Origin of the sequence: Cupriavidus sp. WS, assembly GCF_000395345.1 — a bacterium.
In the GTDB taxonomy this organism is placed as follows: Bacteria; Pseudomonadota; Gammaproteobacteria; order Burkholderiales; family Burkholderiaceae; genus Cupriavidus; species Cupriavidus basilensis_B.
Genome location: NZ_AQPL01000308.1, coordinates 26,416 through 39,589 on the forward strand (window position 1 = coordinate 26,416; position 13,174 = coordinate 39,589).

The 13,174-nt window shown below is 71.8% G+C and carries 8 protein-coding genes and 1 pseudogene; 4 read left to right on the plus strand and 5 right to left on the minus strand.

Going from position 1 to position 13,174, the window contains the following annotated elements:
- Entirely contained in the window at positions 1 to 1,248 is a 1,248-nt protein-coding gene (locus K206_RS39100) for an acetylornithine/succinyldiaminopimelate transaminase (protein ID WP_052165971.1), read from the minus strand.
- Between the two features lie 463 nt (positions 1,249 to 1,711).
- Here K206_RS39100 and K206_RS0123785 point away from each other — a divergent pair, with 463 nt between their 5' ends.
- A complete protein-coding gene (locus K206_RS0123785; protein WP_020204894.1) occupies positions 1,712 to 3,115 on the plus strand; it encodes a PLP-dependent aminotransferase family protein in 1,404 nt (467 codons plus the stop codon).
- A gap of 152 nt (positions 3,116 to 3,267) precedes the next feature.
- On the opposite strand, the gene K206_RS0123790 is transcribed toward K206_RS0123785, so the two are convergent.
- Positions 3,268 to 4,686: a heavy metal sensor histidine kinase gene (locus tag K206_RS0123790; protein ID WP_020204895.1), complete on the minus strand. Its 1,419-nt coding sequence runs from the start codon at positions 4,684 to 4,686 to the stop codon at positions 3,268 to 3,270.
- A complete protein-coding gene (locus K206_RS0123795; protein ID WP_020204896.1) occupies positions 4,686 to 5,360 on the minus strand; it encodes a heavy metal response regulator transcription factor in 675 nt (224 codons plus the stop codon). Before K206_RS0123795 ends, K206_RS0123790 begins: the two co-directional genes overlap by 1 nt.
- 193 nt (positions 5,361 to 5,553) lie before the next feature.
- Here K206_RS0123795 and K206_RS0123800 point away from each other — a divergent pair, with 193 nt between their 5' ends.
- From K206_RS0123800 to K206_RS0123810, 3 genes are read left to right on the plus strand one after another with little or no spacing between them, the layout of a single operon-like run.
- Entirely contained in the window at positions 5,554 to 8,835 is a 3,282-nt protein-coding gene (locus K206_RS0123800) for an efflux RND transporter permease subunit (RefSeq protein ID WP_029044010.1), read from the plus strand.
- Positions 8,832 to 10,100, plus strand: a complete 1,269-nt coding sequence (locus K206_RS39105) for an efflux RND transporter periplasmic adaptor subunit (RefSeq protein ID WP_020204898.1) — start codon at positions 8,832 to 8,834, stop codon at positions 10,098 to 10,100. Before K206_RS0123800 ends, K206_RS39105 begins: the two co-directional genes overlap by 4 nt.
- Before the next feature lie 8 nt (positions 10,101 to 10,108).
- Entirely contained in the window at positions 10,109 to 11,578 is a 1,470-nt protein-coding gene (locus K206_RS0123810) for an efflux transporter outer membrane subunit (RefSeq protein ID WP_020204899.1), read from the plus strand.
- A 25-nt stretch (positions 11,579 to 11,603) separates the two neighbouring features.
- Here K206_RS0123810 and K206_RS0123815 read toward each other — a convergent pair whose 3' ends face one another.
- Both K206_RS0123815 and K206_RS43840 read right to left on the minus strand, forming a co-directional pair.
- A complete protein-coding gene (locus K206_RS0123815; RefSeq protein WP_020204900.1) occupies positions 11,604 to 12,236 on the minus strand; it encodes a VTT domain-containing protein in 633 nt (210 codons plus the stop codon).
- 99 nt (positions 12,237 to 12,335) lie between these two features.
- Positions 12,336 to 13,174: pseudogene (locus tag K206_RS43840) on the minus strand (4-amino-4-deoxy-L-arabinose transferase); the annotation flags it as partial.

The window sequence follows — 13,174 nt, forward strand, 5'->3', positions numbered from 1 at the left end:
TCATTGCTCCTCTGATTGAAGTCGTTCTTGTTCGTGAAGTTCCGCGGCGAGCTGCGCCGCGGCCCTTTCCAGGCGCGCCAGGCCATCGTCGATCTCGTCGCGCTCGATGACCAGGCTCGGTGCCAGGCGGATGACGTCGGGGCCCGCCTGCAGCACCATGACCCCATGCTCGAGGCAGCGGCTCGCGACGTATTGCGCGCGGCCTTTCCACGGCGGCGCCAGCACGCAGCCCAGCAGCAGGCCGATGCCGCGCACCGCCTCGAACAGCGCGTGGCGCCTGCCGATGGCGGCCAGCGCGCCGGCCAGGCGCGCGTGCCGCTCCCCGACGCCGCGCAGGACCGCGGGCTGGTCGATGAGGCGCAATGCAGCCTCGCCGACCGCGCAGGCCAGCGGGTTGCCGCCGAACGTGCTGCCGTGCGTGCCGGGGCCGAGGTGCTGCGCCGCCGCGCGGGTGGCGAGCATGGCGGCCAGCGGAAAGCCGCAGCCGATCGCCTTGGCCACGGTCATGACGTCCGGCACCACGCCGAAATGCTGATAGGCGAACAGCGTGCCCAGCCGGCCCATGCCGGTCTGGACCTCGTCGAAGATCAGCAGCGCGCCATGCGCGTCGCACAACTCGCGGGCGCGCCGCAGGTAGGCGTGGGTGGCGGGCAGCACGCCGCTCTCGCCGAGCACCGGCTCCAGCACGACGGCGCACGTGCGCCCGGACACCGCGGCCTCCAGCGCCGCGATGTCGTTGAACGGCACGTGCCGGATGCCCGCGATGGGCGGGCCGAAGCCGTCCGAATACTTGGGCTGCCCGGCCACGCTCACGGTAAACAGGCTGCGGCCGTGAAAGCTGTTGTGCGTGGCGACGATCTCGTGCCTGGCGTCCCCGCCGGTGCCGATGCCGTGGCGCCGCGCGAGCTTGAAGGCGGCTTCGTTGGCCTCGGCGCCGGAGTTGGCGAAGAAGACGCGGTCGGCGAAGGTGGCCTGCGTGAGCGCGTGCGCCAGCCGGATCGCGGGCTCGTTGGTGAAGATGTTCGAGACGTGCCAGAGCCGCCGGGACTGTTCGGCCAGGGCCTCGACCAGCGCCGGGTGGCAATGCCCCAGCGCGTTGACGGCGATGCCGCCGGCGAAGTCGATGTATTCGGTGCCGTTCTGGTCCCACAGGCGCGCGCCCCTGCCCTCGACCGGGATGATCGCGGCCGGCGCGTAGTTGGGGACCATGACGTGCTCGTAGAGGTCGCGTGAAACTGTAACCGCCATTGGTGGATTCCTTTGCTCCGTATCAGGTTCTGGTTCGATGCCCGCGGCCGGCGCGCGGAAGTTCGCCATAATCGGGCGGGGCGGGCATCCCGTCCGCCGGCACGGCAGGGCGGGGCGCCGCCAGTTCGGCGGCTTCGGTGCGGGGCCGCCCAAGACGCGGGCATGCCGCGATGCGCCGCCCCGCGATGCGCCGCGCCGGTGCCATTGCCATTGCCGGTGCCATCGATGCCGCGCGCCGCGCCGGGCCACGGCGCCATCCCGTGGCCGGGGACGCGCGTTTCCATGCACTGCCTCCCGGCCCGGTCCGCGCGCACCACGACAACGCCGCCGCCGGAAGCGGACCGCGGCATGGCATCAGACGACACGATTTTCATCCATACGCTTGATTTATGTATGGATTTTGATTTACAATGTATGCCAAATATAGAACTTATTGTATGGTTTGACAATGGAGACTGCGCGAATGTCGGAACTTGAGTCGAAGGCGTCTCACCAGCTGGCGTGGGTCCGGCCGCTGGTGGCGGGCGCCGGCCCCCGCTATCTGCAGATCGTCGATCTCATCGGCGAGGCCGTCCGGCAGGAGAAGCTCGCGCCCGGCGACCAGGTTCCGCCCCAGCGCGCGCTCGCGGCCGCGCTGGGCGTCGACCTGACCACGGTGACGAGGGCCTACACCGAGGCGCGCAACCGCGGCCTGATCGAATCGTTCGGTGGCCGCGGGTCGTTCGTCGCCACGCCGGGCAACGCGGCCGGCGCGGTGCGGATCGACCTCAGCATGAACGTGCCGCCCCAGCCCGCGGGGCGCAGCCTCGGCGATTTCGTCCGCACGGGCGTCGAGGAACTGTTCCTGCGCCAGAGCAGCCAGCGGCTGTCGGCCTACGACACCGGCAGCCGCAACTCGTCGGCGATCCAGGCGGGCCAGGCATGGCTCGGGCCCGCGCTGGGCGATCTCGCGCACGGCAACCTGATCATGTCCGCGGGGACGCAGGCCGCGATCTTCGCCATCCTGCTGTCCGTCACGCGCAGGGGCGACACGGTGCTGTGCGACCCGCTGACCTACCCGGGCTTCCTGCTGGCGGCCCGCAAGCTCGACCTGCGCGTCGTGGCCGTGGCCTCCGACGGCGAGGGCGTCCTGCCGGATGCCATCGAGAAAGCCCATCGCGCCACCGGCGCCGGCGTCATCTACCTGAATCCGACCCTGCACAACCCCACCACGCGGACCATGCCCGCGGGGCGGCGCCAGGAGGTTGCCGCCGTGCTGCGCAGGTTGAAGATCACGCTGATGGAGGACGATCCGTACTGGTTCCTGCTCAACGACGCGCCGCCGCCGCTGGCCACGTTCACGGGCGGGCAGCGCACGTACTACATGGCGTCGCTGTCGAAATGCCTGTGGCCAAGCCTGCGGACCGCGTTCGTGCTGGTGCCCGAGGACGGCGACGGCGCGTCGCTGCAGGAGAATCTGCGCGCCTCGGGCATGGGCGGCTCGCCGCTGCTGTTCGGGCTGTCCGAGCAATGGATACGGACCGGCATGGCGCGGCAGCTCCTGGTCGAGGTCCAGCGCGAGGCGCGCGCGCGGCAGACCCTGGCGCGCTCGCTGCTGCCGAAGTCCGCCAGCGCGCATCCGTCCGGGCTGCATATCTGGCTGCCCCTGCCGCCGCAGTGGAACTCGCAGCTCTTCGTCGACACGCTGGAGCAGCGCGGCATCGCCGTGGCCGGCTCGGATGCGTTCAGCACGGAGCCGGACCCCGGCAACGCGGTGAGGATTTCCGTGGGCGGCGCGGCAAGCCAGGCGGAACTCAGCCATGCGCTGCAGCAGATCGGCAATCTGCTGCAGGAGGATCGCCGGCGCGGCGCGCGGCCTATCGTCTAGCGGGTGTCTAGCGTGGCTGGGGGTGGCTTCGGCCGGTCACGATGCCGGAAGGCAGGCGGCAAGGATGCCTCCTGCCGCGCGAGCGTGGCTGCGCCGGGATCGGCTCGATCGCTCGCCGCGCGGGCTTCAGGCATCGGCGTGCCCGACTGCCTTCACGCGCTCCCGCGGGTCCTGGCCGTGTCGTCGCCCGCCGGAAACCGCAGCCGGAACACCGTCACGCCCCCGACTTCGGACTCCACCTCCACCGTGCCGTGGTGCAGGTCCATGATCGACCTGACGATGGCCAGCCCGACGCCCGACGACTCTCCCGAGTTGGCGCGCGCCGCGTCGCCGCGGAAGAAGCGGTCGAACAGCTTCGGCATGTGCTCGGGGGCGATGCCGGGCCCCGGATTGCTGACCTCGATGCTGGCGCCCGCGGCGGTCTGCGCGCCGCGCATGGTGATGGTCTGCCCGGCCGGGGTGTAGCGGATGGCGTTGGCTACCAGGTTGCTGACGGCGCGCCGCAGCAGCAGCGGGTCGGCCAATACGCTGCCCGAGCCGGCCACGGCGATGGTCACGCCGCCGGTCTCGGCCAGCCCCTCGAAGTAGTCCGACAATCCGTGCAGCTCGCGCGCCAGGTCCAGCGTCACCGGGTTCACCGCCACGCGCGCATTCTCGGCGCGCGCGATGAACAGCATGTTCTCGATCATGCGGGCAAGGCGCTCGTACTCCTCGATGTTCGAGGCCAGCAGCGCCTGGTATTCGTCGGCGCTGCGCTCGGCGCCAAGCGCCACCTGGGTCTGGCCCAGCAGATTGCCGATCGGCGTGCGGAAGTCGTGCGCGAGGTCGGCGGAGAACTGCGAGAGCCGCTCGAAGCCTTCGTGCAGCCGCTGCATCATCTGCTGCAGGGCGGACGCCAGTTCTTCCAGCTCGGGCGGCAACCGGGCCGGATCGAGCGGCAATTGCAGGCGGGTCACGGTCACGGCCGAGGCGCCGGCGGCGATCCTGCGCAGCGGCGCCATGCCGATGCGCAGCAGCAGGTAGCCCAGGCAAGCGGCGATCAGCGCGCCGAGCACGGTGGCGGCCAGCACCTTGTCGCGGTAGGCGCGCAACAGCGTCACGCGCCCCACGGCGGTCTGGTAGAGGGTGAAGCGCAGCGGCTCCCGCGCGTTGCCGGCGCGGGCCAGCGCGGTGACGCCGCGCACCGGATAGCCGGCGGGCGTGCTCCATGCGTGGATGGCGCCGGGGCCGATGGCGGCCGCGAGCGCCAGCGGCGCGACCTCGGGAACGGCGTCCCGGGTGGCGTTGGCCGCGAGCAGCAGGGCGCCGTCGGGCGCGCGCACGAGCAGCGCGAATTCCTCGTTGCCGGACACCACGCCGCCGACATCGCGCCAGTACTCGGCGCCCGCGGCGCCGGAGTCGGCCAGCTCGTCGCGCACGCGCGCGGCCTTGCGCAGCAGCTCGGCGTCGTCGCGCTCGATCACCTGGGTGGCCAGCGCGCGGTACAGGTAGGCGCCCACGCCGCCCAGCACCAGCAGCGCAGCCACGCCGAAGGCCAGCGCCAGCCGCGCGGTCAGCGAGATCCTGCGCATCAGCCGCCCCGGCTTTCCAGCACGTAGCCCATGCCGCGCACGGTGTGGATCAGCTTGCGCTGGAACTCGTCGTCCATCTTGGCGCGCAGCCGGCGCACGGCCACGTCGACCACGTTGGTGTCGCTGTCGAAGTTCATGTCCCACACGTGCGAGGCGATCTGGGTGCGGCTCAATACCTCGCCCGCGCGCCGCGCCAGGAAATGCAGCAGCGAGAACTCGCGCTGGGTCAGGTCGATGCGGCGCCCGGCGCGCATCACGCGATGGCGGATCAGGTCGATCACGAGGTCGTCGACCTCGATGCGCTCGGCCTCGCGGATGGGCCCGCGGCGCAGCAGCGTGCGCACCCGCGCCAGCAGCTCGACGAAGGCGAAGGGCTTGGTGAGATAGTCGTCGCCGCCCAGCTCCAGCCCGCGCACGCGGTCTTCCACCTCGTCCCGCGCGGTCAGGATCAGCACCGGCGTGTCCTTGCGCTCGCGCAGCTGGCGCAGCACTTCCAGGCCGTTCATGCCGGGCAGCATCACGTCGAGGATCATCAGGTCGTATTCGCCCTCCATGCCCTGGTGCAGGCCGTCGGCGCCGGTCACGGCCAGGTCCACCACGAAGCCCGATTCGGCCAGCCCCTTGCGCAGGTATTCCCCCGTCTTGGGCTCGTCCTCCACCACCAGTATCTTCATGATCGCCGTCCCTCCTGCTCGCGCAGCGTCCTCGGTTGATGGCTCGCATGATACCGGCCCGGCAACCCGCCCCACATGACAAATCCGTAATCGAACTGATAGCGTTTGCATGCCCATCGGCTCCCTAGAATCCGGCCCATCGCGCGATTTCCGCGCATGGGCATCGTGCTCCAATCGATTCAGGAATCCTGCCATGTGGATAGTAAGGCTCGCGTTGAGCCGCCCCTACACCTTCGTGGTGCTGGCGCTGTGCCTGCTGCTGGCCGGCCCGCTGGTCTTGATGCGCACGCCGACCGACATCTTCCCGGCCATCGACATTCCGGTGGTGAGCATCGTGTGGAACTACAACGGGCTGTCCGCCGAGGACATGTCGCGGCGCATCGTGACGGGCTACGAGCGCTCGCTGACCAACAGCGTCGACGACATCGAGCACATCGAGTCGCAGTCGCTCGCCGGGGTGGCCGTGATCAAGGTGTTCTTCCACCCCGGCGCCGACATCAACCGCGCGATCGCGCAGACGTCCTCGGGCGCGCAGTCGATGCTGCGCAGCATGCCGCCGGGCACCACGCCGCCGCTGATCCTGAGCTACAGCGCCTCGACCGTGCCGATCCTGCGGCTGGCGCTGGGCAGCGACTCGCTGCCCGAGCAGCAGCTCTACGACCTCGGCAACAACTTCATCCGCACCCAGCTCGCCACCGTGCAGGGCGCCTCGGTGCCGCTTCCCTACGGCGGCAAGGTGCGCCAGGTGATGGTGGACCTCGACGCCCGCGCGCTGCAGGCGCGCGGCCTGACCGCGCTGGACGTGGTCAACGCGGTCAACGCGCAGAACCTGGTGCTGCCCGGCGGCACCGCGAAGGTCGGCGCGCTCGAATACCGCGTGGACCTGAACGGCAGCACGGCCACCGTGGCCGGCCTCAACGACCTGCCGGTCAGGAGCGGCCCGGACGGCGTGGTCTACGTGCGCGACGTCGCGCAGGTGCGCGACGGCTACGCGCCGCAGACCAACGTGGTGCGCCGCGACGGCAAGCGCTCGGCGCTGCTGGAGATCGAGAAGAGCGGCAACACCTCCACGCTGGCGATCATCGCGCAGGTCAAGGCGATGCTGCCCCGCATGATGGCGGGCCTGCCGGCCGCGCTGCGCGTGCAGCCGGTGTCCGACCAGTCCGTGTTCGTCACCGGCGCCGTGCAGGGGGTGCTGCACGAAGCCCTGGTGGCGGCCTGCCTGACGGCGCTGATGATCCTGCTGTTCCTGGGCAGCTGGCGCGCCACGCTGATCATCGCCATCTCGATCCCGCTCTCGGTGCTGGCTTCGCTGATGGCGCTGTCCGCGCTCGGCGAGACCATCAACATCATGACGCTCGGCGGCCTGGCGCTGGCGGTGGGCGTGCTGGTCGACGACGCCACCGTGGCCATCGAGAACATCACCCACCACCGCGAGCTGGGCAAGCCGCTGGAACAGGCCATCCTGGAAGGCTCGGCCCAGATCGCGGTTCCCACGCTGGTGTCCACGCTGTCGATCTGCATCGTGTTCCTGCCGATGTTCCTGCTGTCCGGCGTGGCGCGCTACCTGTTCGTGCCGATGGCCGAAGCCGTGGTGTTCGCGATGGCCGCCTCGTACTTCCTGTCGCGCACGCTGATTCCCACGCTGGCGCACTACCTGATGCGCGGCGAGGAGGGCGCGCGGGAGGCGGCGCGCCCCGCCGGTCGCCTTGCCGCCCGCTTCGCCGCCCGTTTCGCCGCCCGCCTCGCCGGCGTGCGCCGCGCCTGCGCCGGGATGCAGGCGCGCTTCGAGCAGGCATTCGAGAGGCTGCGCGCGCGCTACGCCGCGTTGCTGGGCGCGGTGCTGCGCCGTCCCGGGCGCTTCGCCGCCGGTTTCCTGGCGTGCTGCGCGCTGTCCATGACGCTGGTGCCGTTCCTGGGCCAGGACTTCTTCCCCAGCGTGGACAGCGGCGAGATCCGCCTGCACATGCGCGCGCGCACCGGCACCCGCATAGAGGAAACGGCGCGCATCGCCGACGCCGTGGAGAGCCGCATCCGCGAGGTGATCGGCGCGGGCAACGTGGCCGGCATCGTCGACAACATCGGCCTGCCGGTCAGCGGCATCAACCTGACCTACGATTCGGCGCTGCCCATCGGCACCGGCGACGCGGAGATCCTGGTGTCGCTCAAGCCCGGCCACGCGCCCGGCGCCGGTTACGTGGACCAGCTCGGCAAGCTGCTGCCGCAGGCGTTCCCGGGCGTGAGCTTCTCCTTCCTGCCGGCCGACATCATCAGCCAGATCCTCAACTTCGGCCTGCCGGCCCCGATCGACATCCAGGTGGTGGGGAACCGGCTCGACGCCAATCGCGCGCTGGCGCGCAAGCTCGCCGGGCAGTTGCGCGCGGTGCCGGGCCTGGTGGACGTCCATATCCAGCAGCCCGACGACCAGCCCGCGCTGACCGTGAACGTGGACCGCACGCGCGCGCTGCAGGCCGGCCTGTCGCAGCGCGACGTGGCGCAGAACCTGCTGATCTCGCTGTCCGGCAGCGGCCAGACCTCGCCCAACTTCTGGCTCAATCCGCGCAACGGCGTCAGCTACCCGCTGATGGTGTCGGTGCCGCAGCACGCGATGGGCTCGCTGCAGGCGCTGTCGAACATCCCGCTCGGCCTGGGCGCCGGCTTTCCTGGCGGCGGTGGCGGCGACCTGCTCGGCTCGCTCGGCAGCATTGAGCGCACCGCCCAGCAGGGCGTGGTGTCGCACTACAACGTGCAGCCCGTGATCGACATCTTCGGCGCGGTGCGCGGGCGCGACCTGGGCGCGGTGGCCGGCGACATCCATCGCATCGTCGACGCCGCGCGCGGCGAGCTGCCGGCGGGGTCCGAGCTCGTGGTGCGCGGGCAGGTGCAGACCATGCGCGACTCGTTCTCGGGCCTGCTCGGCGGGCTGGCCATCGCCGTGGTGCTGGTCTACCTGCTGATGGTGGTGAACTTCCAGTCGTGGCTGGACCCGCTGGCGATCATCGGCGGCCTGCCGGGCGCGCTGGCCGGCATGGCCTGGATGCTGTTCGTCAGCCAGACCACGGTCAGCGTGCCGGCGCTGACCGGCGCCATCATGTGCATCGGCATCGCCACCGCCAACAGCATCCTGGTGATCAGCCTCGCCCGCGAACTGCGCGCCGCCGGCATGGCGCCCTTCGAGGCCGCGCTGCAGGCCGGCATCGGGCGCTTCCGCCCGGTCGTGATGACGGCGCTGGCGATGCTGATCGGCATGATCCCGATGGCGCTGGGCACCGGCGACGCCGGCGCGCAGAACGCGCCCCTCGGCCGCGCGGTGATCGGCGGCCTGGCATTCGGCACGGTGGCGACGCTGGTGCTGGTGCCGACCCTGTTCGGGCTGCTGCATCAATGGCTCGCGCGCCGCGCGGCCAGCGGGTCGTCCCCCGCGTCCGCCGCCGCGTCCTCCGCCCTGAAATTCGACCAGAAAGGCCAGTCATGACCCCCAAACCACAATCCGATCCCGCGCCGCTGCCGGCGTCCTCCGCCCGGCGCGGGCGGCGCCTGCGCGCCGGCCTGCTGGCCCTGGCGCTGCTGGGCGCGGCGCTGGCCGCCGGCATCCTGCCCCGGCTGCAGGCCCGCGCCGCGCTCGGCGCCCAGGCCGCCGCCGCCGCGTCGACGCCGGTCGCCACCGTGCAGCCGCGCCGCGCCGACGGCGCCGACGAACTGACCCTGCCGGGCGACGTGCGCGCCTTCCAGGATGCGCCGGTCTTCGCCCGCGTCAGCGGCTACCTGCGGCGCTGGTACGCCGACATCGGCAGCAAAGTCACGCAAGGCCAGCTGCTCGCGGAAATCGACGCGCCCGAGGTCAGCGACCAGTTGCGCCAGGCCCGCGCCGACGAAGCGACCGCGGCCGCCAACTACGCGCTGGCCAGGAGCACGGCGCAGCGCTGGCAGGACCTGCTGGCGTCGCGCTCGGTGGCGCAGCAGGACACCGAGCAGAAGGTTGCCGACATGCAGGCCAAGGCCGCCACGCTGGCCTCGGCGCGCGCCAATACCTCGCGGCTGGCGCAGCTTGCGTCCTACACGCAGATTCGCGCGCCATTCGACGGCGTCGTCACCGCGCGCAACGTGGACACCGGCGCGCTGGTGGACGCGGGCGGCGGCAATGGCAGCGCGGGCGGCGGGCGGGAACTGTTCCACCTGTCCGCCGGCGCGCGGCTGCGCGTCTACGTGCAGGTGCCGCAGGACGCGAGCGGCATGATCGGCCCGCAGGTCCAGGCGTGGCTGACGCTGCCGCAGTCGCCGGGGCGGCGTTTCGAGGCCCGGGTGACGCGCAATGCCGGCGCCATCGACACCGTCACGCGCACCCTGCGCGTGGAGCTCGAGGTGGACAACGCCGGGGGCGTCATCCTGCCGGGCGCCTATGCCGAGGTCCACCTGCGCGCGCCGCAGGACAGCCCCGGCCTGAGTCTGCCGGCCGAGACCCTGATGTTCCGCCCGGACGGCACGTGCGTGGCGGTGGTCGGCGCCGACGGCCGCGTGGCGCTGCGCAAGGTGGCCATCGGCCGCGATTTCGGCGCGCGGGTGGAGATCGTGGCCGGGCTGCGCGGCGACGAGGCGGTGGTGATGAATCCCGGCGACGGCCTCGCCGCGGGCGCGAAGGTCAGCGTCATCGCCGCGGCCGCGCCGCCTCCGGCGCCCGCCGCGGGGCCGGGCGTGGGGCAGGGCGCCGCGCAGGGCAGCGTGTCCGGCTTGCCGCGATGAGGACCCGCATGCACGCTCCCGTCCTCCCGATCCGCCGCGGCCTGCGCGCGCTGGCCCGCGCGGCCGCGCTGCTGCCCGCGTTGTTGCCCATGCTGCTGGCCGGCTGCGCCACCGCGCCGGACTACCAGCCGCCCGCCCTGGACCTGCCGTCCGCCTACAAGGAGGCCGGCGCCAGCGCCGCGACGCCGGGCGGTCCGCCCGGCATCGCGCGGGACTGGTGGCACGTCTACCGCGACCCGCAGCTCGAGGCGCTCGAAGCGCGCGTCGACGTGTCCAGCCAGTCGCTGCGCAAGGCCACGGCCTTGCTGCGGGATGCCCGCGCCCAGGCGCGCGCCGCGCATGCCGCGTATTTCCCGGTGGTGGGCGCTGGCGCCGGCGCCACCAGCAATCACACCTCCGCCAACCTGGTGGGCCGCTCGCTGGCCGGCAAGACCGTCCCGGACTACGCGCTCGGCCTGACCGCGTCGTGGGAGCCGGACCTGTTCGGCCGCATCGGCAACGGCGCGGATGCCGCCGACGCGCGCGCCCAGGCCAGCGCCGACGACGTCGCCGCGGTGCGCCTGGGCTTGCAGGCCGAACTGGCGGCCGACTACTTCGGCCTGCGCTCGGCCGACCGCGAACTGGGCCTGCTCAGACGCACCGTCGAATCCTATGCCACCGTGCTGGCGCTGGTGGGCAACCGCTACGGCGGCGGGATCGCCACCGAAGGCGAAGTGGCGCAGGCGCGCGCGCAACTGGAGAACGCCAGGGCGCAACTCGCGGACGTGCGCCTGAATCGCGCGCAACTGGAGCACGCCATCGCCACCCTGGTCGGCCTGCCGCCGCCCGCGTTCTCGCTGGCCGCGCAGCCCGACGACGCGGCGTTGCCCGTGCTGCCGCCGCTGCCCGCCGCGCTGCCTTCGCAGTTGCTGGAACGGCGCCCCGACGTGGCCGCGGCGGAGCGGCGCGTGGCCGCCGCCAACGCGCAGATCGGCGTGGCACGCGCCGCCTTCTTCCCCAGCCTGATGCTGGCCGTGGGCGGCGGCCTGGACAGTTCCAGCCTGGCCGGCTGGCTGACCGCGCCGAGCCGTTTCTGGGCAATCGGCCCGGCGCTGGCCGCCACCCTGTTCGACGGCGGCCGCCGCCGCGCGCTGGCCGACAGCGCGCTGGCGCAGTTCGATGCCAGCGCGGCCGACTACCGCGACACCGTGCTGCGCGCGCTTCAGGAAGTGGAGGACAACTTTGCCGCGCTCTCGGCGCTGGCGGAAGAAGCGGACAGCCAGCAGGCCGCGGCGGACGCCTCGGCCCGCGCGCTGGCGCTGGGGCTGGACCGCTACCGCAAGGGCGCGGTCGCCTACCTGGACGTCAGCGTGCTGGAGAGCACGGCGCTGGAGAGCGACCGCGCGGCCGAGGCCGTGCGCCGGCGGCAGCTGATCGCCAGCGTGATGCTGGTGAAGGCGCTGGGCGGCGGCTGGCACCGCGCCGACGCGGTGAAGTAGCCCGGGGCATCCGGGCACCGGCGCCTCAGCGCCGGACCCGGGCCGTGCTCCGCCTGACCTGCAGCAGCACCGGCAGCAGCGAGACGGCGATGATGGCAAGGGTCATCCAGCTCATGTGCGCGCGGACCCATTCGATGCCGCCGAGCCAGAAGCCGGCCAGCAGCAGCCCGGTGCCCCACACCACCGCGCCGAGCACGTTGAACGCGGTGAAGCGGCGCGGGCACATGCCGCTCAGCCCGGCCAGGAAAGGCGCCACGCTGCGCACGATGGGCACGAAGCGGGCTATCGTGATGGTCGAGCCGCCGTAGCGGTCGAAATAGGCGCGCGTCTTTTCGATGTGCCGGGGCTTGACCCAGCCCGCGCGCAGCAGGCGCTGCCCCAGGGCGGAGCGGCCGATCAGGTAGTTGACGCCGTCGCCCAGCACCGCCGCCGTGCAGATCAGCGCGACGGCCGGCAGCGGCGACAGGTCATTGACGCCGAGAAAGGCGCCGGTGGCGAACAGCAGCGAATCGCCGGGCAGGAACGGCAGGATCACGATGCCGGTTTCCAGGAAGATGATGGCGGCGACGATCATCAGGCCCGTGACCCAGTTCTGGGCCAGCATCGACATGATCTGCTGGTCGCTGGTCAGCCAGCTTAGCGCTCCGGTGGCAAGCATGGGGGGATTCTCGATGTGGGTAAGCGGATATGTGGGTGCGCGGTCTTGCGTCGGGGAAGGATGCAGGCGGGTGGCAAGCGGTCATGCCTTGGTCATTCGTCAGCGTTCGGTTGCCGCCCGCAACGGGAAATTCGCCACCACCATGCGGCGCGCGTCGTCCGCGACCACCGTCATCTTCACGCCCCGGCTGGCCAGCAGGAGGTAGGTGTCCGCCGACATCACCGCCAGCGCGGGCGGCCCCGCCTGCCAGCGGGCCGCGAACGCATCCAGCGTGGGGATCCATTTCCGCGGCTCCTGCTGCGTGCCGAAATCCAGCTCGTCGGCGCTGGCCACCATCACCAGCGGATGCCCCAGATAGAACGGCAGCGTATGGTCCAGCATGCGCACGCCATACAGCGGCATGTCGTCCTTGAGTACCGCCTCGATGGCCGGCACCATGCCCGCGCCGGAGGCCGGCCCGCCGATCGATTCGTGTCCGAGCAGCGCCCCGGTGAAACCCGTGAACAGCGTCAGCGCATAGACCGCGACACTGGCCATCAGGCCGCGCGTGGCCAGCAGCCGGCAGGCCAGCCAGACACCGGCCAGCATCACCGCGAAGGCGATCGCGATCCATACCGCGTAGACGCGATAGTCGGCGTTGGGCGTATGGTTGGAATGCAGCGTGGCCACCACCGGGCTGGCCAGCAGCCCGAGCGCCATCACCACGAGCATGGCCTTGAGATAGCGCTGCCAGGCCTGCTCCTGGATCCGCAGCAGCGCCACGCCGGCGAGCATGCCCAGCGCGGGGAAGACCGGCACGATGTAGCCCGGCAGCTTGGAGCCCGACAGGCTGAAGAACACGAAGATGGCGATGGTCCACACCGCCAGCAGCAGCGCCGGCTGGAACGGCCGGGTGCCGGTGGCGTGCGCGATGGCCACGTCGTCGCGCATCACGTTCC

What these genes read in the sequence shown, in the direction of transcription:
- K206_RS39100 (WP_052165971.1), bottom strand. Translation starts at nt 1,248, where the DNA reads ATGGCGGTTACAGTTTCACGCGACCTCTACGAGCACGTCATGGTCCCC.
- K206_RS0123785 (WP_020204894.1), top strand. Translation starts at nt 1,712, where the DNA reads ATGTCGGAACTTGAGTCGAAGGCGTCTCACCAGCTGGCGTGGGTCCGG.
- K206_RS0123790 (WP_020204895.1), bottom strand. Translation starts at nt 4,686, where the DNA reads ATGCGCAGGATCTCGCTGACCGCGCGGCTGGCGCTGGCCTTCGGCGTG.
- K206_RS0123795 (WP_020204896.1), bottom strand. Translation starts at nt 5,360, where the DNA reads ATGAAGATACTGGTGGTGGAGGACGAGCCCAAGACGGGGGAATACCTG.
- K206_RS0123800 (WP_029044010.1), top strand. Translation starts at nt 5,554, where the DNA reads ATGTGGATAGTAAGGCTCGCGTTGAGCCGCCCCTACACCTTCGTGGTG.
- K206_RS39105 (WP_020204898.1), top strand. Translation starts at nt 8,832, where the DNA reads ATGACCCCCAAACCACAATCCGATCCCGCGCCGCTGCCGGCGTCCTCC.
- K206_RS0123810 (WP_020204899.1), top strand. Translation starts at nt 10,109, where the DNA reads ATGCACGCTCCCGTCCTCCCGATCCGCCGCGGCCTGCGCGCGCTGGCC.
- K206_RS0123815 (WP_020204900.1), bottom strand. Translation starts at nt 12,236, where the DNA reads ATGCTTGCCACCGGAGCGCTAAGCTGGCTGACCAGCGACCAGCAGATC.